At 65.2% G+C, this 25,726-nt stretch carries 18 protein-coding genes; 6 read left to right on the forward strand and 12 right to left on the reverse strand.

What is annotated here, in order from left to right; genetic code table 11:
• The 3 genes from VHN57_RS15850 to VHN57_RS15860 form a co-directional block, all read right to left on the reverse strand.
• Complete coding sequence (locus tag VHN57_RS15850; protein WP_278986760.1) at window positions 1-3,054, reverse strand: glycosyl hydrolase family 28-related protein; 3,054 nt, start codon at window positions 3,052-3,054, stop codon at window positions 1-3.
• Window positions 3,055-3,132: 78 nt separating this feature from the next.
• Window positions 3,133-6,102 carry a TonB-dependent receptor plug domain-containing protein gene (locus VHN57_RS15855; RefSeq protein WP_278986762.1) on the reverse strand — a complete coding sequence of 990 codons (2,970 nt, stop codon included), beginning with the start codon at window positions 6,100-6,102 and terminating at the stop codon, window positions 3,133-3,135.
• Window positions 6,103-6,238: 136 nt separating this feature from the next.
• Window positions 6,239-9,262 carry a glycosyl hydrolase family 28-related protein gene (locus VHN57_RS15860; protein ID WP_423284487.1) on the reverse strand — a complete coding sequence of 1,008 codons (3,024 nt, stop codon included), beginning with the start codon at window positions 9,260-9,262 and terminating at the stop codon, window positions 6,239-6,241.
• Window positions 9,263-9,416: 154 nt separating this feature from the next.
• Here VHN57_RS15860 and VHN57_RS15865 point away from each other — a divergent pair, with 154 nt between their 5' ends.
• Window positions 9,417-9,959 (forward strand): gluconokinase, encoded by a 543-nt coding sequence (locus tag VHN57_RS15865; RefSeq protein ID WP_278985177.1) that lies wholly within the window; start codon window positions 9,417-9,419, stop codon window positions 9,957-9,959.
• 462 nt (window positions 9,960-10,421) lie between these two features.
• Here VHN57_RS15865 and VHN57_RS15870 read toward each other — a convergent pair whose 3' ends face one another.
• The 9 genes from VHN57_RS15870 to VHN57_RS15910 all read right to left on the reverse strand — a co-directional run bounded on the left by VHN57_RS15870 (window position 10,422) and on the right by VHN57_RS15910 (window position 20,482).
• Window positions 10,422-12,041 carry a DUF5597 domain-containing protein gene (locus tag VHN57_RS15870; RefSeq protein WP_278985181.1) on the reverse strand — a complete coding sequence of 540 codons (1,620 nt, stop codon included), beginning with the start codon at window positions 12,039-12,041 and terminating at the stop codon, window positions 10,422-10,424.
• A 13-nt stretch (window positions 12,042-12,054) separates the two neighbouring features.
• A complete protein-coding gene (locus tag VHN57_RS15875; RefSeq protein ID WP_159367061.1) occupies window positions 12,055-12,399 on the reverse strand; it encodes an L-rhamnose mutarotase in 345 nt (114 codons plus the stop codon).
• Window positions 12,399-13,166, reverse strand: coding sequence for an SDR family oxidoreductase (locus VHN57_RS15880; protein WP_278985183.1), 768 nt, complete (start codon window positions 13,164-13,166; stop codon window positions 12,399-12,401). The genes VHN57_RS15875 and VHN57_RS15880 overlap by 1 nt, the downstream gene beginning before the upstream one ends.
• Window positions 13,139-14,341 carry a UxaA family hydrolase gene (locus VHN57_RS15885; protein WP_169861797.1) on the reverse strand — a complete coding sequence of 401 codons (1,203 nt, stop codon included), beginning with the start codon at window positions 14,339-14,341 and terminating at the stop codon, window positions 13,139-13,141. The genes VHN57_RS15880 and VHN57_RS15885 overlap by 28 nt, the downstream gene beginning before the upstream one ends.
• Complete coding sequence (locus tag VHN57_RS15890) at window positions 14,338-14,646, reverse strand: UxaA family hydrolase (protein WP_048937601.1); 309 nt, start codon at window positions 14,644-14,646, stop codon at window positions 14,338-14,340. The genes VHN57_RS15885 and VHN57_RS15890 overlap by 4 nt, the downstream gene beginning before the upstream one ends.
• On the reverse strand, window positions 14,639-15,622 hold the full coding sequence (locus VHN57_RS15895; protein WP_278985186.1) for an aldo/keto reductase: 984 nt from the start codon (window positions 15,620-15,622) through the stop codon (window positions 14,639-14,641). Before VHN57_RS15895 ends, VHN57_RS15890 begins: the two co-directional genes overlap by 8 nt.
• Window positions 15,619-16,443 carry an amidohydrolase family protein gene (locus VHN57_RS15900; protein ID WP_278985188.1) on the reverse strand — a complete coding sequence of 275 codons (825 nt, stop codon included), beginning with the start codon at window positions 16,441-16,443 and terminating at the stop codon, window positions 15,619-15,621. The genes VHN57_RS15895 and VHN57_RS15900 overlap by 4 nt, the downstream gene beginning before the upstream one ends.
• Window positions 16,440-17,621, reverse strand: coding sequence for an L-fucose:H+ symporter permease (gene fucP / locus VHN57_RS15905; protein ID WP_278985189.1), 1,182 nt, complete (start codon window positions 17,619-17,621; stop codon window positions 16,440-16,442). Before fucP ends, VHN57_RS15900 begins: the two co-directional genes overlap by 4 nt.
• 152 nt (window positions 17,622-17,773) lie before the next feature.
• On the reverse strand, window positions 17,774-20,482 hold the full coding sequence (locus tag VHN57_RS15910; RefSeq protein ID WP_278985191.1) for a TonB-dependent receptor: 2,709 nt from the start codon (window positions 20,480-20,482) through the stop codon (window positions 17,774-17,776).
• Between the two features lie 254 nt (window positions 20,483-20,736).
• Between VHN57_RS15910 and VHN57_RS15915 the strand changes: the two genes are divergently transcribed.
• Genes VHN57_RS15915 through VHN57_RS15935 form a run of 5 tightly spaced genes read left to right on the forward strand, consistent with a single transcriptional unit; the run spans window position 20,737 to window position 25,724 of the window.
• On the forward strand, window positions 20,737-21,528 hold the full coding sequence (locus VHN57_RS15915) for an IclR family transcriptional regulator (RefSeq protein ID WP_278985193.1): 792 nt from the start codon (window positions 20,737-20,739) through the stop codon (window positions 21,526-21,528).
• Complete coding sequence (locus VHN57_RS15920) at window positions 21,525-22,493, forward strand: alpha/beta hydrolase (protein ID WP_278985194.1); 969 nt, start codon at window positions 21,525-21,527, stop codon at window positions 22,491-22,493. The genes VHN57_RS15915 and VHN57_RS15920 overlap by 4 nt, the downstream gene beginning before the upstream one ends.
• Entirely contained in the window at window positions 22,490-23,284 is a 795-nt protein-coding gene (locus VHN57_RS15925; protein ID WP_423284493.1) for a GDSL-type esterase/lipase family protein, read from the forward strand. Before VHN57_RS15920 ends, VHN57_RS15925 begins: the two co-directional genes overlap by 4 nt.
• 8 nt (window positions 23,285-23,292) lie before the next feature.
• Entirely contained in the window at window positions 23,293-24,099 is an 807-nt protein-coding gene (locus VHN57_RS15930) for an SGNH/GDSL hydrolase family protein (RefSeq protein WP_278985205.1), read from the forward strand.
• On the forward strand, window positions 24,099-25,724 hold the full coding sequence (locus VHN57_RS15935) for an alpha-L-fucosidase (RefSeq protein ID WP_017500715.1): 1,626 nt from the start codon (window positions 24,099-24,101) through the stop codon (window positions 25,722-25,724). Before VHN57_RS15930 ends, VHN57_RS15935 begins: the two co-directional genes overlap by 1 nt.
• Window positions 25,725-25,726 lie beyond the last annotated feature (2 nt).

A 25,726-nucleotide genomic window follows, 5' to 3' on the forward strand; every position in this document is an offset into this window, starting at 1 on the left:
CTACTCGACCCGCGCCGCGTAGAGGCCGTGATGCGACAGCATGAACAGGGTCTTGCCGTCCGGGCCACCGAACAGCAGCTGTAGCGGCCGTTCGGGCACGTCGATCCGACCGATCGGCTTGCCGTCGGGCGCGTAGACGAAGACCTGGCCATTGGCGACATAGACCCGCCCCTGCGCGTCGCTCACCACGCCCTCCCCGCCACGATCGGCGAAGGGCTTGAGGTCGGTCAGCGTGCCGTTGCCGGCGACCAGCGCGCTGTAGGTGCGGTTTTCCGATCCGTTGGTGACATAGATGCGCTGGCCCGGCTTGCCCTGGACGAAGCCATAGCTGTCGAGCGTGTGGGAAAAGCGCAGGCCGCGATGGTCGACAGGTCCCTGGGCAAAGACGCGCCAGGCTGGCAGGGCGATGCTGCCATCGGGTGAGACATAGGCTTGGGCATTGGACTGCGCGGCGTCGCGGGCGAACATCTCGGCAAGCGTGGTGAACGCATAAGTCTTGGGATCGATCTGGTCCCTGAACTCGCCATTCACCCACCAGTTGACCGGGAAGATGGTGGCGGCAGCGCCCTGTGCAGCAGGCGTCGCCGGGATGACGCTGATCTGCGTGTCGGGCGCGCCGGGGGTGACGCTGTAGACCGTGCCGTTGCGGCCATAGGAAGAGAGGACGAGCAGGTTGCCCGACTTGTCGATGGTCAGGTTCACCGGATCGAGCGCGGCGTCGCGGATCATCTCCAGCCGGCCCGCGTCGGACCAGCGCCAGATGCGCTGGAAGAAACGGTCGACGAAATAGAGCCGGCCCTGTGCATCCACCGCGCCACCGCCCAACCCATAGAAGCCGTCAGCGAGCTTCCGAACGCTGGCGCCGCCGAAGGTCGAGGGGGCGACCGGATCGGGTTTCGCCGACACGTCCAGCACCGCGAACTCGCGTTCGCGTACTTCCAGGCCATGGGTGATATCCTGAATGGCGTTTTCGAACGGATATTTGGTGAGGCGCAGGAAGGTGCCACAGCCATTTTCGTCGCAGGTGCCGACCCCGCTTTCCGCGTTCACATGGACGTTGCGGAAGCGGATGTCGTGCGAATTATAGAGCGACACGGCGGTCGGCGCGGGCTTGCGCGTGCGGGTGACGCGATAGCCGTGGAAATTGGCGACCAGGATATTGTGGGAATCCCGGATTTCGAGCGCGACGGCATCGCCGCTCTCGCCTGCCTCCCCCTCGGTCTGGGGCGCCAGCAATTCCCAGTTGGCGACACGGTTGAGGCCGATTTCGGTGCGGACATGATGTTCGACTGATGCCTGGATCAACCGGCCCGGCGTTTCCGTATCGGAGATCAATATGCCCGGATGACCGAATGTGCTGGGGCTCCAGATATTGGCGAAGGTGCCCCCGCCCCCCTGCGTCACCCAGAGGCTGGCATATTGGCCGCCCCAGCGGCGCGATGCGTCGGGATCGGCGGTGGCGTTGTTGTTATAGGGATTGCGCCGGCTGCCATCGAAGGCATCGGTGCCATGGCCGCCCTGGAACTTGACGTCGTTGACCATGGAACTGGCGCCGGCCTTCCACAACAGGCCGGTCGCGCGCGGATTGGCGCCATTGGTGTCGAGCGCCAGGCCGGCGACGATCGCATCGCCGCCCTGCGCGCTTTCAACGAGCGCCTTGGGTGCGCCGCCCCCCTGGAAGGCGGGCGTGCCATCGGGCAGGACGATCTGGGTCAGGCTGGGGTGGAGGCCGATCAGCACCGTGTCGGAACGCAGGCGCAGCGTGTCGCTGACCTTGTAGAAGCCGGCGGGGAGGTAGACGACACGATGGCTGTCGATCGCCTTTTGCAACACGGCGGTGTCGTCCGTGACATTGTCGCCTTTCGCCCCCAGCGCTCGAACATTCACCCATTCGGCGACGGGCGGCAGCGGGCGGATGGCCGGCGCGCCGGGCGCCGGCAGGCTGGCGATCGGCTGCGCCTGCATGTCGGTCTTGTAGTCGCCGATCCGGCCAAGCCCCGGCAGGGTCAGGCCATGGGTGAAGGAGGAGACCTTGTAAGCCTTCCCCTGTCCCGCCACCGTCCGGCCGCTTTCGCGGAAGCGGGCGAAGGTCGGGGTGTTGGCGGCCAGCACATTCTGGAAGCCGACCTGCGTATAGACATTCTTCTCGTTGGAGATGATGACGCCCGCCTTCGACACATTTTCGAAGCGGACATCCTGGCCCCAGAGCCAGTCGCCATAGCCCCGGTCGATCTCGATCCCGACCGGCACGTTGCGGAAGGCGACATTGAGCAGGGTCAGGCCCGCTTCATGCTCGCGAATGGCGGCGTCGCGCTGTCCCTCGAAGGTCGCATCGATCAGGGCGAAGGGCCAGGCCGGCGAGGTCTTTTCCGCGAGGATGCCATAGCGGCCGCCCTTGAAGTGCAGATCCTCCGCCTCGTTGGCGACATGGTAGAGGCCCGCGAGGCCCGATCCGATGTCGAAATCGACATGGCTGACGAAACTGTGCTGGGCGGAATGGAAGCGGATCGCGGTCGCCGCCGGATTGCCGTCCATGATGCGGAAATCGATATTGCCGAGCGCAGAATAGAAGGTGCCCGGATTGGCGTCGGCAATTGTCTTGTCGAACGGGACGCTGCCGGCCGGCGGGAAAGCGGCGGGCCAGCTGTCCTTGTCGGTCTGGCGCTTGCCGCCAGTGAAGATCAGCATATGGGCAACGCCGCGCTGGAAACCGGGCGTGTTGGCGCCGAGCAGGATCACCGGGCGCTGGGCGCCGATGCCGAAGATGCGCACGCCCGGCCACAGGAAAAGAGTGCGGCTGATGCGGTAGGTGCCCTGGGGCAGGAAGACGATGCCGCCGCTGGGCGTCGCGGCGGCGGCGTCGAGCGCCTGCTGAATCGCGGCGCTGTCATCGGCGCGGCCATCGCCCACGCCCTTCACCGTCACGGCCCGCGCATCGTCGGGCATGGCGGTATAGACGGACGGGGACGCGGCGGCGGGCTGTGCTGCGGCAAGGCACAGCAGGACGGATGCGCAGGCTCCGCTCAATCCACGATAGGTCAGGCCACGATACATCTATCAGGCTCCGTAAAAAGAAGATGTCCCGGCCGTGCAGGACCGGGACAAGTTTGGGGGGAGAGATGTTATGTTTTATCAGAAATTGAAGCGGACACCGGCGCGGTAGATGCGGCCCAGCGTGTCGTAGAGCGCCGGGTTGATATCGAGACCGGTGTTGGTCTGGGGCGAGGCGACCGGATCCTTGTCGAACAGATTGTCGACCTTGCCATAGAGGGACACACGGTCGCTGAACTTGAAGGTGGCGCCGATGTCGACATAGAAGGCCCCCTTCATCTTGTTGTAATCGATGGTCGGGTGGTTCGCGGTCGAGGTCGGGCAGGACGACTGGCAGACGACATATTGATTGCCGAACGTGCCGTCGCTGATCCAGCGTTCCTGCACCGTCAGGCTGAACTTGCCGCTGTCATAAGTCTGCACCGCCAGCCATTTCCAGTCGGGGGTGTTGCCGTTGTTGGCGCCGGCCTGATCGACCGGATCGACACCGGCAATGCCCGCCTCTACAATGAACTTGCGGATATGGGTGCCCAGCGCGCGGACGGTGAAGCTGCCCGGCAGGCCGAGCGGCTGCTGCCACTGATAGCTCGCCTCGATATCGAAGCCGCTGGTCCGCCAGGAGGCAAGGTTGAACGGCTGGACATTGATATAGTTGAGGCTGGGATTGGCATTGTCGAGGCTGAAGCCGCCACAGAAGGCCTGATTGCCGTCATAGCAGAACTGGACGATCTGCTGCGCCGACAGGCTGGACACGACGCCCTTCAGCTTGATGTCATAATAGTCGAACGACAGGCTGAGCCCCGGCAGCCAGGAGGGACGCGCCAGCACGATGCCGATTTCGGTGTTGCGGGCGATTTCCGGCTTCAGGTTGGGATTGCCGATGGTGTTCTGGAATGCCTGAACCGCTGCGCCCTGGAAGGGATCGCTGAAGTTCGGCAGGGTCGTGACGGTCGGCGCGGCGAACAGTTCCGACAGGTTGGGCGCCCGGACGTCGCGCGAGGTAACGGCGCGCAGGCGGATGCCGTCGAGCGGTGTGTCCCAGGTGCCGCCGACCTTCCACGCCCAGACCGTGCCCGACGTGCTGTAATGGGTGCCACGGCCCGCGGCGTTCAAATTGGCGCGGCCGACCGCTTCGCTGTCGAACAGCGGCATGTCGATTTCCACAAAGCCTTCATAGACTTCATATTTGCCACGACCGTTCTTGTAGTTGCCGGCTGCCCAGTTGCTGCCCTGTGCGCCATTGAGCAGCGGGTCGGCCGGATAATCGGCGCTGTTCGGACTGAGATCGGACACGCCCGCGCCATAGGGATCGGCGTTCACGCGGTAGAATTCGCGGCGATATTCCGCACCGAAGGCGACCGAAAGCGGCCCTGCCCACAATTCCACCGGATTGCCCGAGAAATTGAGGCTGGCGACGTCCTGGGTCAGCTTGGTGTGCTGGAACGGACCATTGTCATGCGGCGCGACATAGGCGAGCGCGGCCGCCGAGGGGGTGAAGCCGCCGAAGATGTTGATCGGCTGGCAACCCAGCGCGCGAGCGGCCGGATCGGCGCAGACGATCGCGCCGTTGAGGGTGATCGCATTGGCCGCCGCAGCATAGCGGTTCTGCAGCACGATATCCTTCACTCGGATGTCCGAGATGGTGATGCCATGTTCATAATAGGCGTCATAATTCCAGTCGGTGCCGGCCGCGCCGAACTTGCCCTTGGCACCGGCGACGAAGCGATATTGCTTGCGATCGGTATAGACCTGCGGATCGGGGAAGGCGGCGTTGGACGAACCGAAGCCGAAGGAGGTGATGCCGGCGGTGGCGCAACGATCACGCACCAGCTGCGGCAGATAGGGGTTGGAGCATTGGACGGTCAGGTTGGCGCGGCCATAGCCGGGGCTGGGCTGGTTGTTGGTCTTCACCTGCGCGACATTGACCGTGACATAGGCTTCGTTGTTGTCGGCGAAATCATAGCCGATCCGGCCATAGCCGTTGATGCGCTCCAGCGAGGATTTGAGCGAGGCGCCCGAGCCGGGCGCGGCCGACAGGTCGCCGCCCTCGCAGAAGCTGTTGCCGCGATAGCAGTTGGTGACCGCGCCGGTCCCGGTCGGCGTGCCGTTCGAGCCATAGTTGAACTGGTAGGGATTGCCATTCTGGTCGAAGGCGATGCCCTGCAACGGGCCATTATTGATCAGGCCGTAGCGGGCATATTGATAGGGCTGGGCATAATCGCGGTAATTATATTGCGGCAGGCCGTTGTTGGTCTGGCCGGTGTTCATCAGCGTGGTGGCGCGATACCAGTTGCGGCTGCCGGCCAGGTCGGTGCCGAAGTCGCCGGCGCCCACGCCGCCTTCATGGTCATATTCGCCGCTGACCACGACATGCAGGCGATCGTCCATGAAGGATTTGCCATAAGCGGCCTGGACCAGCGCGGTTTCGTCATCGCCATATTTGGTGATGCTGCCCAGGACATTGCCCTTGAAGCCTTCGAAATGGGTGTCGGTGATGAAGTTGACCACGCCGCCAACCGCATCCGAGCCGTAGGAGGCCGAGGCACCGCCGGTGACGACGTCGACGCGCTTCACCAGCAGTTGCGGGAACATCGAGATGTCGGGCACGCCGGTGACATTGGCGCCGACGACGCGCTGGCCGTCGAGCAGGGTCAGGGTGCGGATCGCGCCCAGGCCACGCAGCGAGAAGGAGCTGAGGCCCTGCTGGCCGCTGGAGGTGGAGAAGGTGCCGGTGGCGGCGCCGGTCGAACCCTGGAGCGAGGGCAACTGGGCGATGGTGTTGAAGATGTTCGGCTGGGCATTGTTGGCGATCTGCTCCTCACCGATGACGGTGGTGGGCGTCGGCGCATTGAAGCCGCTGGTGGTGATGCGCGATCCGGTGACGATGATGTCGGCGCTCTGTGCGGCAGGCGCATCGCTCGTCTGGGCCTGCGGCGCGGGTTCGGCCGCCGGTTCGGTCTGGGCCTGGGCGGTGCCGGCCAGCGCCATGATGGCGACGGCGGCCAGGCTGACGCCCGCCATATGCCGATGGATTGCGATCTGCACGTTCATTCCTCTTCCCCTCTTGTCACCAGGCGCCCTCCCGGCGTCGGCGCGCCCATGGCGGGCTATTGTGTGAGTATTAATCCCGAGCGGTCGCCACCGCACTTACGACATAGGTCGTAGGCGGCGGCGAACCGTCGCTTTTTCAGGGCTTTGCGGCGTAGAGCGCGTGGTGCGTCAGGATGAAAAGCGTGCGCTTGTCGGGACCGCCGAACAGGATCTGGAGCGGCCGGTCGGGCACGTCGATGCGGCCGGCTTCCTTGCCGTCCGCGCCATAGACGAAGATCTGGCCATTGGCGACGAACACCCGGCCCTGCCCGTCCACCGCAACGCTCTCGCCGCCGCGATTGGCGAAGGGCTTCAGCGCCGTCAGCGTACCGCCCGGCCCCACCGTTCCGCTATAGGTGATATTTTCCGACGCATTGGTGACGAACAGGCGATCGCCGATCTTGCCGGAAACGAAGCCATTGGCGTTGAGGCCATCGGACCAGCGCCAGCCGGTATGATCGATCGGCCCCTGCTGCCAGACGCGGAAGGCGGGCAGGGACAGGCTGCCGTCCGGGGAGAGATATTCCTTGGCCTTGGGCGTACCGACGTCGCGGGCGAACATCTCGGCGAGGGTAGTGAATTCATAGCTCTTATGGTCGAGCTGATCCTTGAACTCGCCATTATTCCACCAGTTGACCGGCAGCAGCGTCTTGCCCGCGCCAGTGCTGCGCACCGGGGTCGGCTGAATCAGCGTCAGCGCGTCCTTGGGGCCGGCCGGGTCGAACGAATAGGCGCCCCCCTTCGCGCCGAGCGAGGACAGGACCATGACATGGCCCGAAGCGTCGATGGCGAGATTGACCGGATCGAGCGCATGGTCGCGGACGATCTCCAGCCCCTTGCCCTCGCTCCAACGGTGGATGCGCTGGAAGCGGCGGTCGATGAAGTAGAGCTGCCCCTGTGCGTCAACAGCCGCGCCGGAGATCGACCAGAAGCCATCCTCCAGCTTCTCGACCTTCGTGCCGGACGGTGCGAGCGCCGGGACCGCGCTGCCGGCCGGGCCGATATCCAGCGCGGCGAACTCGCGTTCGCGCACCAGCAGCTTGCGGCTGACATCCTCGATCGCATTGTCGAACGGATATTTGCTGGCGCGCAGGAAGGTGCCGCAGCCTTCATCGTCGCAGGTGGCAAAGCCGCTTTCGCCATTCACATGGACGTTGCGGAAGCGGATATTGCCCGAATTGGTGATCTTCACCGCGCTCTTTTCCGGCGCATAGGTGCGAGTGACGCGATAGCCATGATAATTGGCGAACAGCAGGTTGCTGGAGTTGCGGATATCGAGCGAGATGGCGTCGGGGCCGTCATCCACTTCCTGCTCGGTCTGGGGCGCCAGGAACTCCCAGTTGCGCACATTGTCGAGCACAATCTCGTTGCGGGCATGATGTTCGACCGACATTTCATAGACATGGCCGGGCGTATCGGTGTCGGTGATGTAGAAGCCCGCCTGGGCAAAGCTGTTGGGGCTCCACACGTCAGCGAAGGTGCCGCCGCCGCCGTCCGTCACCCAGATGCTGGGATATTGGGCGTCGAGCCGGCTGTCGGTGACCGGATCGCCGGTGTTGACGCGCAGCGTGCCGAGCATCTTGCCATCGGCAGTGGGCGTGCCGCCACCGCCCATTATCTTGACGTCCTCGACCAGGCTCTGTTCGCCCGATCGCCAGAGCAGGGCGGAGGCGCGCGGGTTCACCCGGCCGGTGAAGAGGCCGAGGCCGGAGAGGATATTGTCGCCGCCCTTGCGGCTTTCGAGGATCGGCAGGACCGCGCCGAGGCCGGCATGTTTGGGGTTGTTGTCGGGGATGAAGAGCTGGGTGATGGCCGGGTGCAGGCCGATCAGGATGCTGTCCGGGCGCAGGGTCAGCCTGTCCGTCACCTTGTAGAAGCCGGTCGGGAAATAGAGAATGCGGTTGGCGTCGATCGCCTTTTGCAGCGCGGCGGTGGCGTCCGCCTTCCCGTCGCCGACCGCGCCCAGCGTGCGGACATTGACCCACTGGTCCATCGGCGGCAGGTCGCGGATCGCGGGCGCACGCGGCGCCGGCATGGCGGAGAGCGGCTGGATGTCGGCGGTGGTGGCATAGCCGCCCGTGTGGCCGAGTGCGGGGACGGCGAGGCCATAGGAGAAATTGGCGACCTTATAGGCCTTGCCCTTGCCGTCGACCGTCCTGCCGCTGTCGCGGAAGCGGGCGAAGACCGGGCTGTTGACCGCCAGCGCATTATCGAAGCCGACCTGGGTGAAGACATTCTTCTCGTTCGAGATGACGACGCCGGCCTTCGACACATTTTCGAACCGGACATCCTTGCCCCAGAGGCTGTCGCTGTAGCCGCGGTCGATCTCGATCCCGACCGGCGTGTTTTTGATCGCAACGTTGACGAGGGTAAGGTCGACCTCATGCTCGCGGATCGCCGCGTCGCGCTGGCCGTCGAAGCTGGAATCGAGCAGGGTGAACTGCCAGGCGGGCGAGGTCTTTTCGGTGACGATGCCATAGCGGCCGCCCTGAAAATGGACATTCTCGATCACGTTGCCGGCCTGATAGACGCCGGCAAAGGCGGTGCCGAGACGGAATTCCATATGGCTGAGGAAGGCATGCTGGGCCATGCGGAAGCGCACGCCGGCGGCGGCCGGATTGCCCGCGCCGATCTCGATATCGACATTGCTCATCGACGAATAGAAGGTGCCCGAATTGGCGTCGCGAACGATCTTGTCGCGCGGCACGACGGTCGGCACCGGGACCGGCACCTTGCCGACCTGATATTGATCGCCGCCAGCGAAGATCACCATGGTCGACACGCCCTGCTGGAAGCCCGGTGTGTTGGCGCCGAGCAACAGCACCGGCCGGGTCGGGCCGACACCATAGACGCGCACGCCCGCCGGCACGATCAGCGAGCGGGTGATGCGATAGGTGCCCGATGGCAGGAAGACGATGCCATGGCCGGTCGCGTCGCGGGCCTGGTCGAGCGCCTGCTGGATCGCGGCGCTGTCGTCGGCACGGCCGTCGCCGACCGCCTTTACCGTCACCGCATGGGGCTCGGCCGGCGCGACCGGGAAGACCGAGGTCGTCGCGGCGAAGGCCGGTGCCCCAAGGGTTGTTGCCGCCAGCAAAACCGCGATCATGCTGCGTCCGATCATGTCCGCCTCCCATCCTCATTTTTATAGATGGTGCATGGCTAGGGGAGCGGTCGCGGCTTGGCACTTGCGACAAAGGTCGTAGTTTTCCTGTGGGGTGGCGCGGCCTTATAGCAGGAAAACCAATCCCCCTGCCCCAGCGACCAAGGACGCCCGCTTGCCGATTTCCGCCGACCCTGCCCCCGTTTCGCCCAAAGCCGTGGGACGCGCCGTCATCGTCATGGGGGTGAGCGGCTGTGGCAAGTCGACGCTGGGCGCGATGCTGGCGCAGGCGCTGGACTGCCCCTTCCTGGAGGGCGACAGCTATCATTCGGCGGCGGCGGTGGAAAAGATGCGCGGCGGGGAAGCGCTGACCGACGCGGATCGCTGGCCCTGGCTCGACCGGCTGGGCGCGGCGATCGCGGGCACGGTGGCGGCGCAGGGCGTGGCGGTGGCTGCCTGCTCGGCATTGAAGCGCACCTATCGCGACCGGCTGCGCGCGGCGATCGGCGTGCCGGTGCATTTCATCCTGCTCGACAATGACCGCGACGAACTGCTGGCGCGGCTGGGCAATAGGCCGGGCCATTATATGCCCGCCAGCCTGCTCGACAGCCAGCTCGCCACGCTGGAACCGCCGCTGCCCGAAGAAGGGGCGATGATCCTGACCACCAATGTGCCGGCGACCGAGTTGCGCGACCGGGCGCTGGCCTGGCTGGGATAGGGTCACACCGACGCGACAGTTGAAAGTTCATAGTGTCGATAGCCAGCAATGGCGGGTCGAAAATAGGCGTAATGCGCCTGCCACGCGCCGATGAAGCGACAGTGACGCGACACTGGCGCACTTTCCAAGCGACAGTGAAACGACAGCAAGGCGACAGTTGGACCGGCACCGAGCGGCGCGCGCGACGCCGAATAGCGAACCGGCGAAAGGCGTGATGTCGGAAGAATGGCCTGTTCCATCCGACAGGATAGATCAGAGAAAGACCGAGTAGGAAAGCGCCGCCAGACGACCGCAGGCGATCAATGTCGGACATTCCTCCCCGGAACGGGGAGGTGGCAGCGCGAAGCGCTGACGGAGGGGCAGGTGCCTCTTAGTGCTGCGCTATTGGGCCTGTGCCCCTCCACCGCCTGCGGCGGTCCCCCTCCCCAAGCAAGCTTGGGGAGGAATTGGGTCGCGTACGGTTCAGCGATAGCGGCCCATCGTCACCTTGAGCCAGACTGGCTTGTCGATGATGTTGAGGCCATAATCGGTCTGGTCGCCGTTCCAGATCCGGTCGAAGACCCAGTTGTCGCCTTCGAAATGGCCTTCCTCGACCTTGACGATCATGCCGTTGGCCGGGGCGCCTTCGCGCGAGCCGAACTGGACGCGGACATGGTCGCCGGTGAAGAGAAATTCATTGGCCGACAGCTGCGCCACGACCATGCCGCCGACCATCGCCTTGTCCCAGGCCGGGGTGTCGGCATTGGGGAACCATTCGCGCTGGCCGAACTGCCACTGGCCAAAGCTGGCCGTCACCGTCCAGTCGCCCATGGTGGTGCTGAGCGGCGTGCCGTCGTCCGGCCGCGCCGCGCCCCAGGTTGGGTGGGCGAAGGCGATCTTGGCCCAGGGACGCATGGCCGCGCCGAGTACGCCGAATTTCGAGGCGAAGGCGTGGATGGTCGCGTCGTCGAAGCTCTTGGCGCCGAGCGGATAGTTGAAATAGTCGGCATCATCCATGCCGAAGGGCGAGAAGCCGATCGCGCCGCGCCCCAGCGCCGACCAGAAATAGCGGGCATATTCGGCGGCATTGCCGATTTCCGGCACCATCAGCGCGTTGTCGGGCCGGGTATAGAGGTCGAGATGCTTGAAGACGTTGCGGCTGCCCCGGTCATAAATGTCGGGCGCGGCCAAATCGAGCGAGGGGGCCGCTGCCTTCCAGATGTCGATCACGTCGCCCTGCGGCCCGCCGCTCGACACGGTCATCGGGTCGACCGGCTTATAGGGATCGGTCAGCGAAGCGTTCACATACATGGGCAGCGGCTTGATCGCCTTGCCGGCCTTGGCCAGTTCCTCGATATAGCGGGCGGTGTACCAGGTATTGAAGGTGCGATCGGCGGTGTCGCCGAACACGCTCTTCCAGTTGCCCGCCGGCTTCTTGAGGGCACGGGTCAGTTCGGCCGGGACCGGACCATCGAACAGTTTCTGCGCGGTGGCGCTGAAGTCGCGGGGATTCTGGTAGCTGCCGACCTCATTTTCGGGCTGCACCATGATGACCGTATTCTGCGCATCATGATCGCGCACATAGGTCATGAGCTTGAGGAACGCGCGCTTGTCCGCCGCCAGCGTTGCCGCGCCATGGGGCGAAAGCACGCCATGATCCTTGCCATCGGCGGTCTTCATGCGCGGGAAGCGGCGATTGTCGAGCTTCACCCAGTCGGGGGTATAGGCAAGGCCGGTATTCTTCCAGGCGCCGAACCAGAGGAGGACGATGCGCTTGTCATGGGCGCGCGCCTCGTCGAGCAGGGTCTGGACGAAGCTATAGTCGAACTGGCCTTCCTTGGGCTCAAGCTGTTCCCAGGCGACCGGCACTTCGACGGTATTGGCATGGATGCTGTCGAGCCGGTCCCAGACCTGCTTCAGGGGGGCGGCATAATTGCTGCTGTTATTGACCTGGCCACCCAGCATCAGGAAGGGCACACCATCGACGATCAGGGCGTGGCGGCCATTCTTGCTCTCGATATGCGGCACCTGTCCGCCATTCTGGGCGAGCGCGGGGGTTGCGAGCAGCATGGCGCCCGTGAGCAGGGGAAGAAGATTGCGCATCAGATCGGGTCTCTCAGGGCTGTTCGTCTAGGGAAAATATGCGGGTGGCGGCGGTCCATTTGGCGCCGGGAACGGACCAGGGCAATGGCCGCTGGACGCCGTCCATCTGCGCTTCCCAGGCCTGCACCGCCGGATCGGCGGCGTCGGCCGCCGCCTTGGCCGCCGGGTCGAAATCCGGGCCGGTCTCCATCAGCATGACCAGCCGGTTGCCGCTGCGATAGATATCCATCGCCCGGACATCGGCGGCGCGGATGCTGGCGCCGATGTCCGCCGGCAGTGCGCCGGACGCATGCCATGCCTCATATTGGGCGATGGCGGCCGCATCGTCGGCCAGGTCAATCAGCAACACATGACGCATCACATCACCCAGCCGCCGTCGATCACATGGACCGCGCCGGTGGTGAAGGCGGCATCGTCGCTGGCGAGATAGAGGACCAGGCCGGCAATCTCCTGCGCCTTGCCCAGGCGTCCCATCGGCTGGCGCGCGACGAAGGCGGTCTGGGCGGCTTCATAATCGCCGGTATCGTGCAGACGTTGTTGCAGTGAAGGCGTGTCGACGGTGCCGGGGCAGATGCAGTTGCAGCGAATGCCCTGTCCGACGAAATCGGCGGCAACCGCCTTGGTCAGGCCGATCACGCCCGCCTTGGTCGCGCCATAGGCGAAGCGGTTGGGGATGCCCTTCACCGAACTGGCGATGGAGGACATGTTGACGATCGCGCCCGCGCCCTTTTCCACCATGCCCGGCAGGAAGGCCGAAATGGTGTGATATTGGGCGGTCATGTTGAGCGCGACGGCAAAGTCCCAGTCGGACTGGCTGCATTCGAGGATATTGCCGGCATGAACGACGCCGGCGATGTTGGCGAGGATGTCGACCGGGCCGATTTCCGCGGCCAAAGCGCGCACGGCGGCGCCGTCAGTGACGTCGAGGGCAAGGCGCTCGCAGCCCTCCAGCCCGTCGAGCGCATCGAAATCGCGGTCGGTGGCGAAGACGCGAGCGCCCTCCGCCACGAAACGCTCGACCGAGGCGCGGCCGATGCCGCGGGCGGCAGCGGTGATGAGCGCGGTCTTGCCGGCGAGGCGGCCGTTCTGCAGGGCGCTCATGCGCGCGCCACCATCGGCAGACATTCGGGACCGATGGGATCGAAAGCCTTGTAGGTCAAAATAAACTCCTGATGGCCCAGTTGTTCGGAAAGGCTGCGCTCGCCCGCCGCGACGGCGAGGATGGCATCATAGATTTCCTGGCCGACCTGATCGAGGGTCGCTTCCCCCTCCAGGATGCGGCCGGCATTGACGTCCATGTCGGCGGCCAGGCGGCGGCCGGTTTCGGGATTGGCGCAGATCTTGATGACCGGCGAGATCGCCGATCCGACCACCGATCCGCGCCCGGTGGTGAACAGGGTGACATGCGCGCCGCAGGCGATCAGCTCGACGATCTCGGCATTGTCGGAGATATTGGGGAAGCCGAAGCGCGGCTCGCCATCGGGCACGACGTCGAGCAGATAGAGGCCGCCCATCGGGGGAATATCGCCCGGCTTCAATATGCCGTCGATCCGCGAGCTGCCCGACTTGCTGTAGGCGCCCATGGATTTTTCCTCCTGGGTGGTGAGGCCGCCTTCGGCATTGCCCGGCGCGAAGCTGCCAAAGCCCATGACGGTATAATAGGCCTCCGCCTTCTGCACGCAGGCCTCGATAGCGGCGGCGAGTTCGGGCGTGGCGGCGCGGTCGGCCATGATCTTCTCGCAGCCGACCAGTTCGCCGGTCTCCTCGAAGATGCAGGCCGCCCCTTCCGTCACCAGCCGGTCGAAGGCGCGGCCGACCGCCGGATTGGCGGTGATGCCGCTGGTGCCGTCCGACCCGCCGCAGATGGTGGCGACGACCAGTTCCTCGACCCCCATCGGCACGCGCTCGACCGATGCGATCTGCGCCCGCACCCGATCGACCGCTTCCAGCCCGGCGGCGATGGTGGCGGCAGTGCCACCCTTCTCCTGGATCACCAGCAGCTCGGCCGGGCGGCCGCTGGCCTCCACGACGGCGCGCAATTTCTCGCGGTTGAAGCTTTCGCAGCCGAGCGAGACGATGACCAGGCCGCCGACATTGGGATGGGTGGCGATCGCCTCCATCACCTTGGCCGCATAGGCATTGGGATAGCAGCCGGGGAAGCCGATCAGCTGGACATCGGGATCATCGGCCTTGTCGACGATGCGGCGCGCGACATGGTGCGCACATTCGACCAGATAGGCGACGGCGACGACATTGCGGATGCCCTTGCGCCCGTCGGATCGGAGCCAGCCCTGGATCATGCGCCCTGCTCCAGCGCGGTGCGGGTGTGGCTGCTGATATAATCGCTCTTCATATTGTGCATATGGACCCATTGGCCGGCGACGACCGGCGCGGTCATCGACCCGATCGGCGCGCCATATTTGATGACCTTGTCCCCCTGCGCCAGCGCCACGCGGGCGATCTTGTGGCCGATCGCGATGCCTTCGCGCGCGGGGATGGTGCCACCGGCGACGGGCAGGATATCGCCCGCTTCGATCGCGCTGACGCAGATCAGCACATTGTCGTCGGGGTGCAGCAGGATGAGGCGGCTGTCATGTTCAAGCATGGCTGTGGGCCTTGGCAAGAGGATGGGCACGGGCGGCGGCGTCGAGCGCCGGCCAGAGCGTGTCGGTTATGGGGGCGCCCAAGCGGGCGATCGTGTCATGGACCTGATCCGCGCCGACCAGGCCGGGGATGACGGCCATGACCTGCGGGTGGCGCAGCGGATATTGCAGCGCGGCGGCGGGCAGCGCGACGCCGGCATCGCGGCAGAGCGCCGCCATGGCATGAGCGCGGGCGAGGATCGCCGGGTCCGGTGCGGCATAATCGAAATGGAGCGGGCCGCTGAGATCGCGGGCGAGGATGCCGCTATTATAGGGTCCGCCGACGATGACCTGCACGTCGGCGCTGGCGCAGCGGTCGAGCAGTTCCTCCGCACCGCGATCGAGCAAGGTGTAGCGGCCGGCGATCAGGATCGCGTCCAGTTCCACCCGGTCGAGCAGTTCATTGCAGATCGCGACCTCGTTCACGCCGATGCCGATCGCGCCGATCGCGCCGGCGTCCCGCAGGTCGCGCATCGCCCGATAGCCGCCGTCGAGGAAGGCGGCGAGATGATCGGCATGCGCGTCGCCATGGGTCAGGCGGCCGATATCATGGGCGAGCAGCAGGTCGATGCGGTCGCGGCGCAGGCGCTTCTGGCTGCTCTCGAAGGAGCGCAGCACGGCATCATGACCATAGTCGAAATGCGGCTCGAACGGGTCCGCGTCGACGAAGCCATGGCGTTCGCCCTGCGCTTCGATGGGCCGCAGCAGGCGGCCGACCTTCGTCGAAACACGCGCCCTGCCGTGCGGGTCATGCTCGGCGAGCGCCGCGCCCAGACGCCGTTCGGCGAGGCCAAAGCCATAATGGGGCGCGGTGTCGAAATAGGCGATGCCGGCAGCGAAGGCGGCGTCGAGGGTCGCGCGCGCCTCCGCATCGCTGACGACGCGATAGAGATTGCCGATGGGCGCGGTGCCCATGCCCAGGGTCGGGAAATCGATCATGCGGCGGCTCCCTGCGTGACGCGATAGAGGCGTGCAGCATTGTCGGCGAAGATGGCGCGATGGGCCGCGACCGGCAGCGATGTGCGCGCGAGATCGAGCCAGGCGGCATAATCGGACGCGAGGGTCAGCACCGGCCAGTCGCTGCCCCAGAGCAGGCGATCCGGGCCGAACAGGGCGAGCAGTTCGGTGATGAAGGGAGCGGCAGCGCCCTCCCCTGCTCCCGGCGCCAGCTCTGTCAGCAGGCCCGACAGCTTGCAGGCGACATTCGGGCAAGCGGCGAGATCGGCCATGGCGGCGCGCCAGTCCGTCGGGACCGCGTCGCCGACCAGCGGTTTGGCGGCGTGATCGATGATGATGCTGAGGTCGGGCTGGCGCCGGGCCAGCCGGGCAAGCGAGGCGAGATGCTGCGGCCGCACCAATGCGTCGAGCACCAGCCCGTGGCGGGCGAGCGCCGCGAAGCCGGGCGCCAGCGCCGCATCGTCGAAACAATCGGGTGCGCGGCCCTGCATCATCGGACGGATGCCGACCAGTGGGCCGGCGACCTGCATCGCGGCGACGCGGGCAGCGACATCGCCGGTCAGGTCGACCCAGCCGACGACGCCGGCGATGCGATCGGTTTCGGCGGCGAGTGACAGCAGCCAATGGGTGTCGGCATCCGATTCCTGGCTCTGCACCAGGATCGCGGCGTCGACCTTGTTGGCATCGAGCTGCGCGAGCAGATCATCCAGCCCATAGTCGCGATGGATCGCCGGCAGGTCTTCGCCGGGCCAGCTGCAATCGTTGCGGCCGAGCTGCCAGAGATGGACATGAGCGTCGATCATGCCGCCCCGCCCTTGCCGCGCATGCGATGGGCATAGGCCGCGACCACCAGGAAGCAGAGCGCGGGCACCACCATTGCCGCGTTGATCGTGCCGGCAATGTCGGAAATCAGGCCCATGAGCGCGGTCAGCACCGCGCCGCCGATGATGGCCATGACGATCATCGACGCGCCCGGCTTGGTCAGCGGGCCGAGACCGTCGAGCGAGAGGACGAAGATGGTCGGATACATGATCGACATGAAGAAGCTGGCCGCCACCAGCGCGACGACGCCGGGCAGGCCGAGCCAGACCGAGCCGACCAGCGCGAGGCCGAGATTGACGAGCGCGAACAGCCGCATCAGCCGCGCGCCATCGAAGCGGGAGAGCAGCGCCGCACCGGCAAAGCGGCCCGCCATGAACAGGCCGAGCGACAGGGTCAGCAGCCAGGCGGCATGCTGGGCGGTGATGCCCGGCAGCGCGGCCTGCGCGTAGCGGATGAGATAGCTCCAGATGCCGACCTGGGCGCCGACATAGAAGAATTGGGCTGCGACCCCGGCCAGATAGCGCGGACGACGCAGCAACTGGCGATAGCCGGCCAGCGGCGAGGCGGCGCCGGCATGGCCCTCCACCGCCGCCTTCGGGAAAGAGGTGCGCGCGAGCAGAGCCGCCCAGGCCAGCACGACCAGCGCGATCAGCAGATAGGGCAGGCGCACGGCCGCGGCAGCAGCGGCGCCCTGTGCCGGGGCATCGGACAGGATCAGCGTCGCGCCCAGCGCCACGCCGGTGATCGAGCCGAGCGGATTGAACGCCTGGGCGAGATTGAGGCGGCGGGCGGCGCCGGCGGCATCGCCCAGCACCGCGACCATCGGGTTGGCGGCGGTTTCGAGGAAAGCCAGGCCACTGGCGATCACGAACAGGGCGAACAGGAAGAAGGGATAGCTGACCGCGGCGGAGGCCGGCAGGAACAGCAAGGCGCCAAGCGCGAACAGCAGCAGGCCCAAGATCACCGTCGCCTTGTAGCCGAAGCGCTGCGCCGTCAGCGCAGCGGGAATGGCGAAGCAGAAATAGCCGAGATAGAAGGCCGACTGGACCAGGCCCGAGGCGAAATCCGAAAGGGCGAAGGCGTGCCGGAAATGGGCGATCAGCACGTCGTTGAGATTATTGGCAAGGCCCCAGAGGAAGAAGAGGCCGATCGTCAGCATGACCGCCATCCTTGTGGCGCCGCTATCTTCCTGTCTGTCTACCCTGGCATCTGCCTGCATCACCCATCCTCTCTATTGGCGAACATGGCAGGCCCGTCCCTGTTGGGATCGGGCCTGCGCAGTCGGGGGAGGTTATACGCCTCCCATGCGGATCAGTAGGTGATCCGGGCCGTCAGGCTGATGCGACGGTCATTGACCACCACGTCACGCGGACGGCTGTCGATGCCGAAATAGGTCGCACGACGGGTATTGGTCAGGTTGGTGCCGTCCAGCGCCAGCGCGAACTGCGGCGTCACATTATAGCTGATCGACGCGTCGAGCTGACCGAAGGGCTTGTTGAAGATCGGCAAGCTGCCGGTGCCGTTGCCCGCCGTGGTCACGACATATTTGCTGCGCCAGTTATAGGCGACGCGAGCCGACAGGCCGCCCTTCTCGTAGATGCCGACGATATTGTAGTTATATTTCGACAGCAGTTCGAGCGGAACGTTGGTGACCGGGCCGCTGGTGGCGGGCGACGGTGCCTGCGAGTCCACATAGGTGAAGTTCGCCTGCATGCCGAGGCCGTCGAACGGACCGGGCAGGAAGTCGAAGAACTGCTGATAGGCGAGTTCGAAGCCCTTCACCTTGCCCTTGGCGACATTATTGTAGGACGTCACTTCATATTCATAGCTGTTGCCATTGTCGAAGGTGACGTCGCGATAGGACACGGCGGTCTGGATGTAGTTCTTGATATTCTTGTAGAAGGCAGCTGCGGTCAGCGAGCCGGTCCGCGAGAAATACCATTCCAGCGTCGCGTCCAGATTGTCCGACTTCATCGGCTTGAGATACGGATTGCCGCCGCTGGCCGTGTGGATCTGATCCTGCTGCGCGGCGCCCGGTTCGCTGATCGTCAGGCTGGGGTTGAGCTGCGTGAAGGTCGGACGCGAGATGTTCTTCGCGGCGGCGAAACGCAGCTGCAGATTGTCGGTCAGGTGAACGCGCAGGTTCAGGCTCGGCAGGACCGAGGTATAATCCTGGGACACGGCGATCGGGTTGAACACGGTCGGACCGCTGACTTCATTGCCATTTTCGTCCAGCACGATCGGGGTCTGCTGATAATAGCCCGACACGTCGAGATTGGTGCGGACCACGCGGACGCCGATATTGCCGTCGATCGGATCGGCCTTGAAGAAGGCGGTGGCATAGCCGGTGAAGGTCTTCTGCCGCTGCTGGTTGGTGCCGCTCTGGGTATAGGCCGGCGCGCTGGCAATGCCCAGCGTGTCGAGCGTGTTCTGATAGTTGCGGATGATGCCGCGGTTGAAGGCGATGATGTTGCCGAACAGGTCGGCGTCGCCACGGAAGAAGTCGCCCAGGTCAACCGTTTCCAGTTCGCTGGGGATGCCCGACAGGCCGGTATAGCGATAGCCGGTGTCGATCGTGCGGTTCTTGCGGTCGGCATAGCGGAAGCCGGCCTTGATCGACGACAGGATGCCGGCATCGAAACGATATTCGGCGTCGAGGCGGGCGGTCTTGTCCGACGCCTTCGATTCATTGAGGTTATCGAGATAGAAGGCGCTGGTGTAGGTCGCCGGGTTGGTGAGACCGGTTTCCGAACCGATGTTCACGACCGGGACCGAACCCGAAATATCCTGATAGAGGGTGTCGGCAACGCCGTTCAGGCCGAAGATCGAGCGCAGATTCTTGGTCTTGGCATCGACATACTGGCCATCGGCGGTAACGGTCAGCTGGTCCGTCGGCTTCCACTTCAGGTTCAGCGAATAGTCCGTCGTGGTCGAATGACGGGTCTGGGCGCTGGTGTTGTTGCCGACCGGCACGTCGATGAAGGTGCCGCTCTCGAAATCGCCATTGTCGGCATAGGTGAAGGCCGCGCCGGGCTGCGGAATGATCGCGCTGCCCGAGCTGTAGGCGAAGAAGCTATAGTCGTCGAAACGGAACTTATAGTCCGAACGGAAGACTTCGGCAGTCAGTTCCAGCGTATCGCTGGGGCGCCACTGGAGCGCGACATCGGTGCCGAGGCGACGACGATCGCCATAGACTTCGCCGATACCGGTACCATGCGGCAGGGTCGTGGTCTGGCCGGTGCGGCCCAGGCTCGCCAGCACTTCGGCGTCGGTCGCGTTGGTCGGATCGAGCGTATAGAAGGGCTCGGTCGAGATCGTGTCCTGACGGAAGGCGGTCTTCTGGAAGGAGACGCTGGCGAGGATGCCGATTTCACCGATGCCGGTGTCCCAGCGGTCGCTGACCATCAGCGAGGCCGAGGGCTTGAACTTGTCGGTCAGGTCGAAATAGCTCTGGGTCGCGGTGGCGGCGACCTTCAGGCCATCGAAATCGAACGGCTTGCGGGTGCGGAAGTTGATCGTGCCCGACAGCTGATCCTCGATCAGGTCGGCCGACGGATTCTTGTAGACGTCGATGCCCGACAGCAGTTCGGACGGGATGTCTTCCAGGTTGAGCTGGTTGGCGCCCGAGGCGGTGAAGATGTCGCGGCCGTTGAGTTCGGTGCGGACCTGCGTCAGGCCGCGGATCGCGACCGAGCTGCCTTCGCCATATTGGCGCTGGACCTGGATGCCGGTGATGCGCTGCAGCGCTTCGGCGACGTTCCGGTCGGGCAGCTTGCCAATGTCTTCGGCGACGATCGAGTCGACGATCACGTCGCTGTTGCGCTTGATCGACTGGGCGCTGGAAAGGCTGGCGCGGACACCGGTGACAACGATGCCATCTTCGGACGCAGGAGCATCGCTCGACTGTTCCGCAGCCAAATCCTGGGCGTGCGCCTGGACGCTGCACCCCAGCATGACGCTGGCGAGCGAGATACCGGCGAGCAATTCCGCACGCGACGGCACGTTAAAATTCTTGAACATTTGGTCCCTTCCTCTCCCCTGGCCCCTGGTCGGAGCACTGATCGATTCGGCTCCGCGATGTCGCGGCAAAAACATATTCCCCTGCCGTGATATTTCCCTATTGGGAGCGATACCAACGCGGCGCCCTATTACTCTCCGTTTCCAATTTGTGAAATATAAAAATTGATTTCACCTGTAGATGGTGTGTAGGGAAGGACCAACAGATGATGGCGCTACCAAAGGCGAGATAGCGCCCGATTGGTGAGGGGATCGGGATGGAAGGCAAGGCGCGCTACCAAGCGCCGGCCCTGAAGAAAGGGCTGGAAATTCTGGAGCTTCTGGCCGGTTCCAGCGAGCCGCTGATCATGTCCGACATCTCCGCCGCGCTCGGCCGGTCGGTCAGCGAGATTTTCCGCATGCTCCAGGTGCTGGAGGAACATGGCTATATCGCCCGCGCCGAGGATGGCTATCGCCTGACTAACCGGCTGTTCACCCTGGGCATGAGCCAGCCGCCGATTCGCGACCTTGCTTCGACTGCCCTGCCGGTCATGCAGGAACTGGCGCGGCAGGCCGGGCAAAGCTGTCATATGGCGGTGGTGTCGGGCGCGGAAATGGTCGTCATCATCGCGATCGAGGCGCCAGGCCTGTCCGGCTTTGCCGTGCGCGTGGGCTATCGCCGACCGCTGCATCGCTCCAATTCCGGCCGCATCCTGCTCGCCTTCCAGTCGCCCGAAAATCGCGAGGCGATGCTGAAGGACATCCGGGCCAGTGATCCGCAGTTCGAGGAAGACGATCTGGTCGCGCGGCTGGACGCCGCCGTCGCGACGGGCGGCGCGGTGTCGCCCAGCCCGATGCTGACCGGCATCACCGACCTGTCGGCGCCGATCCTGGTCGGCGGGATCGCCCGTGCATCGCTGACCATGCCCTTTGTCGACGGCGCCGCCAACCGGGCGAGCATCGAGCAGTGCAATGACCTGGTGCGCGCCGCCGCGCAGGCGATCGGCGCGGCCATGTCGCCGATCAAGGATGCGCCGTCCCGCGCCAACGCCATGGAGGAAGAGCAATGACCCTGCTGGATCGCCGCAGCGCGCTGATCGCCGCCGCCGGCCTTGCCGCCCTGCCCGGCCTTGCCGCCGCGCAGACGACGACGGCCGACGAGGTGATCGAACTATGGCCCGGCCCGCCGCCCGGCAACACGGGCGCGCGGATCGTCCGCAAGATCGACGATCAGTCGAAAGACCCGGCCAAGCCCGATCGCTGGGTGACGGGGATCGCCCGCCCGGTGCTGGTGGTGCGCCGCCCTGCCCGCCCCAATGGCGCGGCGATGCTGGTAGTGCCGGGCGGCGGCTATGGCTTCCTGTCCTATGACAATGAGGGCACGAGCCAGGCCGCCTGGCTCAACGAACAGGGCATCACCGCCTTCATCCTGCTCTATCGCCTGCCCGGCGAAGGCTGGGCGCAGCGACAGGATGTACCGTTGCAGGACGCCCAGCGCGCGATGCGGCTGATCCGCGCGCGGGCTGTCAACTTCGCTGTCGACAAGGGCCGCGTCGGCGTGCTCGGCTTTTCGGCCGGCGGCCATCTGGCGGGATCGCTGGCGACGCGGCATGGCGAGCGCGTCTATGCCCCGGTCGATGCCGCCGATCGCGAAAGCGCGCGCCCCGATGTCGCCGGCCTCATCTATCCGGTAGTCAGCCTCGACGCGCCGTTCACCCATGGCGGATCGCGCGACATGCTGCTGGGGGAAGGCGCCAGCGCCGATATGCGCCGGGCGCGATCGGTGGAGATGCGGGTGGACGGCGATACGTCACCCATCTTCCTGGTCCATGCCAGCGACGACGGGCTGGTGCCGCCGGCCAACAGCATCGCCCTGTTCCAGGCGATGGAAGCCGCCAGGCGGCCGGTCGCGCTCCATATCTTCGAGGATGGCGGCCATGGTTTCGGCACGCGCCTGCCCAAGACGATGCAGGCGTCGGCCTGGCCCGGCCTGTTCATGACATTCGCCGCCAAGCAGGGATTGCTGGCGCAATGAAGACAGCGCTGTCGATAGGCCTGCTCGCGCTTGTCGCCAGCGCTGCGTCCGCGGCACCGGACTCCTATCAAAGTTCGCCCGAACGCCGCACCGTCGCGGAAAAGGATTGGGGGCCATGGCTCGGCCCGTTCCGCGCCAGGCTGGTGCCCAGCCTGATGCAGGATTTTGGCGAACGCTATCTCTACGCCCCGGCCAATGCCGCCCTGCCCGCGCCAAAGCCGGGCGAGCAGCGTGTCGTGTTCCTGGGCGATTCCATCACCGATCGCTGGAACCTGGCCGCCAGCTTCCCCGGCAAGCCCTATGTCAATCGCGGCATCGGCAGCCAGGTGACGGCGCAGATGCTGCTGCGCTTCCATCAGGATGTCGTGGCGCTGAAGCCGAAGGTGGTGGTGATCCTGTCGGGCATCAATGATGTCCAGGGCTTCCTGCAGCAGGAAACACCTGAACAGATCGAGGCCAATTGGGAAGCGATGGCCGACATCGCCACCGCCCATCATATCAGGGTCGTGTTCGGATCGATCCTGCCGGTCAACAACTACACGGATGCGGCGAAGGATGTGGTGGCGGAGCGCAAGCCGGCCGAACTGGTCGCGCTCAACCAGTGGCTGCGCGCCTATTGCGCGCAGCATGGCCATGTCTTTGCCGATTATCATGCCGCGATGGTCGACCAGAATGGCCTGATGGCCGCCGCCTATACCCAGGACGGCGTGCATCCGCTGGACAATGGCTATGCCGTGATGGCGCCGATCGCCGCCAGGGCGATCGCGCAGGCGCTAGGAACAAGGAAATGAGGACGACGATGCTGCGTTTCACCGCCCCCCTTCTCGCCGCCGCCTGCGCAATGGCGCTGGCCGTGCCGGCCTTCGCCGAAACCAAGGTGCCGGGCGATCCGCATGCCAATGATCCGGTCGGCATCGTCGCCGATCCCTGCCCCACCCACGAGAAGCCGAGCGACGAGGCCGGCTGGAAGCTGTGGAACCTGCACATGCTGACCCGCGATTTCGGGCAACTGTGCCGCTATGCCGCCGCCAACAAGGCAATCGAGGGCCAGAAAGTGCGCGTCGTCTTCATGGGCGATTCCATCACCGACAACTGGATCAACCTGGACCCGACCATGTTCCAGAACGGGCTGGTCGATCGCGGCATCAGCGGCCAGACGACGCAGCAGATGCTGGTGCGCTTCCGCAATGACGTGATCGCGCTGAAACCGCAGGCCGTCCACATCATGGCGATGACCAATGATATCGCCGGCAATACCGGCGCGGCGACGATGGAGACGGTGCTGGGCAATATCCAGACCATGGCCGACCTTGCCCGTGCCCATGGCATCAAGGTCATCATCGCCTCCGTCCCGCCCGCCGCCGCCTTTCCCTGGAGCCCCGGCATGACGCCCGCACCGCAGGTCGCCGCGATCAACAAGTGGCTGGCCGACTATGCCCGCGCCAATGGCTTCACCTTCGTCGACTATCACAAGGCGATGGCGCAGCCCGATGGCGCGATGAAGCCGGGCCTGTCGAGCGACGGCGTCCATCCGACCAGGGAAGGCTATGCCATCATGCGTCCGCTGGCCGAGGCCGCGATCGCCAAGACTTTGGGGGAAAAGTGATGCAGGATTTCGGACGCCGATCCTTCCTGGCGGGCGCGGCTGCGCTGGGCCTGGCCAATGCTGCCCGCGCGGCCAGCCCTATGGGCACCGCCAAAGGCCCGGTGCAGGCAAGCTGGCCCTCTCTGGTCGACAATTACCGCTATCCCGACTGGTTCCGCGACGCGAAGCTGGGCATGTGGTCGCACTGGGGTCCGCAATCGGTGCCGGCGCAGGGCGACTGGTATGGCCGCTTCATGTATATGCAGGGCCACCCGATGTACGAACATCACCTCAAGACCTACGGCCATCCGTCGGTCGCGGGGATGAAGGACATCCAGAATCTGTGGACCGCCGACAAGTGGGATCCCGATGCGCTGATGGCCAAATATCAGAAGGCCGGCGCCAAATATTTCATGGCGCTGGCCTGCCATCACGACAATCTCGATTGCTATGACAGCCGCTATCACGCCTGGAACAGCCTGCGCGTCGGGCCGAAGAAGGACATCGTCGGCATCTGGGAAAAGGCGGCGCGCAAGGCCGGCCTGAAATTCGGCGTGTCGAACCATGCCGCCCATGCCTGGCACTGGTATCAGCCCGCTTACGGCTATGATCCGGTCGGCCCGCAGAAGGGCGTGCGGTATGACGCGTTCCGGCTGCGCAAGGAAGACGGCAAGGGCCAATGGTGGGACGGCCTCGACCCCCGCGAACTCTATACCGGCGGCCATGCCGTGCTGCCCGACGGCATCGACACGATCGAGGCGATGGACAAGTGGCATGACGCGAATAACGGCCAGTGGATCGAGACCGGGCCGAAGGACGATCCGGCCTATGTCACCCGCTGGCTGCTGCGCCAGACCGACCTGGTGGCGAAATACAAGCCCGACATGGTCTATATGGACGATCATGAACTGCCCTTCGGACCCGTAGGGCTGGAAGCGGCAGCGGACTATTATAACCGCTCGATCGAATGGCACGGCAAGATCGACGTGGTCATGACCGGCAAGCAGCTCAAGCCCTATGCCCGGTTCGGCATCGTCCAGGATGTCGAGCGCGGCTATACCGACCATATCTGGGACGAGCCCTGGCAGACCGACACCTGCATCGGCGACTGGTTCTACAATATCGCCCGACTGACCGACAAAAGCTACAAGAGCGCCGAACAGGTGATCCAGCGGCTGGCCGATGTCGTGTCGAAGAACGGCAATCTGATGCTGTCCATTCCGCAGCCCGGCGACGGCTCGATCGACAGCGAGGCGGAGAAGATACTGGACGCGATGGCCGGATGGATGGTGCATGGCGGCGAGGCGATCTTCGGTTCGCGCCCGTGGAAGCGCTATGGCGAAGGGCCGACCCAGGCGATCGTGGGCATGCAGAATGAGGAGAAGGCCAAGCCCTTCACCGCGCAGGACATCCGCTTCACCACCAACAAGGGCGCGCTCTATGCGCTGTTCCTGGGCAAGCCGGCCGGATCTACGACCATCCGCTCACTGGCGCGCGGCCAAGGGACTGGCACAATCGAGCGGGTAACGCTGCTCGGCGGCGGCCAGCTTGCCTTCCGTCAGGATGGCGCGGGCCTCCACTTCACCATGCCGCACGGCATCGATTTCGTCCCCGCCGTCCGCATCGACGGCCGGGGTCTGGTTTAATG

It is taken from the genome of Sphingobium salicis subsp. salicis, from assembly GCF_049472635.1.
Classification (GTDB): Bacteria; Pseudomonadota; Alphaproteobacteria; order Sphingomonadales; family Sphingomonadaceae; genus Sphingobium; species Sphingobium yanoikuyae_A.

Bases quoted from the DNA above. Each gene is read 5' to 3' on its own strand.
- VHN57_RS15925 (WP_423284493.1), top strand. From the start codon at position 22,490: ATGAAGACAGCGCTGTCGATAGGCCTGCTCGCGCTTGTCGCCAGCGCT.
- VHN57_RS15930 (WP_278985205.1), top strand. From the start codon at position 23,293: ATGCTGCGTTTCACCGCCCCCCTTCTCGCCGCCGCCTGCGCAATGGCG.
- VHN57_RS15885 (WP_169861797.1), bottom strand. From the start codon at position 14,341: ATGATCCAGGGCTGGCTCCGATCCGACGGGCGCAAGGGCATCCGCAAT.
- VHN57_RS15880 (WP_278985183.1), bottom strand. From the start codon at position 13,166: ATGTCTGCCGATGGTGGCGCGCGCATGAGCGCCCTGCAGAACGGCCGC.
- VHN57_RS15870 (WP_278985181.1), bottom strand. From the start codon at position 12,041: ATGCGCAATCTTCTTCCCCTGCTCACGGGCGCCATGCTGCTCGCAACC.
- VHN57_RS15895 (WP_278985186.1), bottom strand. From the start codon at position 15,622: ATGATCGATTTCCCGACCCTGGGCATGGGCACCGCGCCCATCGGCAAT.
- VHN57_RS15855 (WP_278986762.1), bottom strand. From the start codon at position 6,102: ATGAACGTGCAGATCGCAATCCATCGGCATATGGCGGGCGTCAGCCTG.
- VHN57_RS15900 (WP_278985188.1), bottom strand. From the start codon at position 16,443: ATGATCGACGCTCATGTCCATCTCTGGCAGCTCGGCCGCAACGATTGC.
- VHN57_RS15875 (WP_159367061.1), bottom strand. From the start codon at position 12,399: ATGCGTCATGTGTTGCTGATTGACCTGGCCGACGATGCGGCCGCCATC.
- VHN57_RS15860 (WP_423284487.1), bottom strand. From the start codon at position 9,262: ATGATCGGACGCAGCATGATCGCGGTTTTGCTGGCGGCAACAACCCTT.
- VHN57_RS15915 (WP_278985193.1), top strand. From the start codon at position 20,737: ATGGAAGGCAAGGCGCGCTACCAAGCGCCGGCCCTGAAGAAAGGGCTG.
- fucP (WP_278985189.1), bottom strand. From the start codon at position 17,621: ATGCTGACGATCGGCCTCTTCTTCCTCTGGGGCCTTGCCAATAATCTC.
- VHN57_RS15890 (WP_048937601.1), bottom strand. From the start codon at position 14,646: ATGCTTGAACATGACAGCCGCCTCATCCTGCTGCACCCCGACGACAAT.
- VHN57_RS15910 (WP_278985191.1), bottom strand. From the start codon at position 20,482: ATGTTCAAGAATTTTAACGTGCCGTCGCGTGCGGAATTGCTCGCCGGT.
- VHN57_RS15920 (WP_278985194.1), top strand. From the start codon at position 21,525: ATGACCCTGCTGGATCGCCGCAGCGCGCTGATCGCCGCCGCCGGCCTT.
- VHN57_RS15850 (WP_278986760.1), bottom strand. From the start codon at position 3,054: ATGTATCGTGGCCTGACCTATCGTGGATTGAGCGGAGCCTGCGCATCC.
- VHN57_RS15935 (WP_017500715.1), top strand. From the start codon at position 24,099: ATGCAGGATTTCGGACGCCGATCCTTCCTGGCGGGCGCGGCTGCGCTG.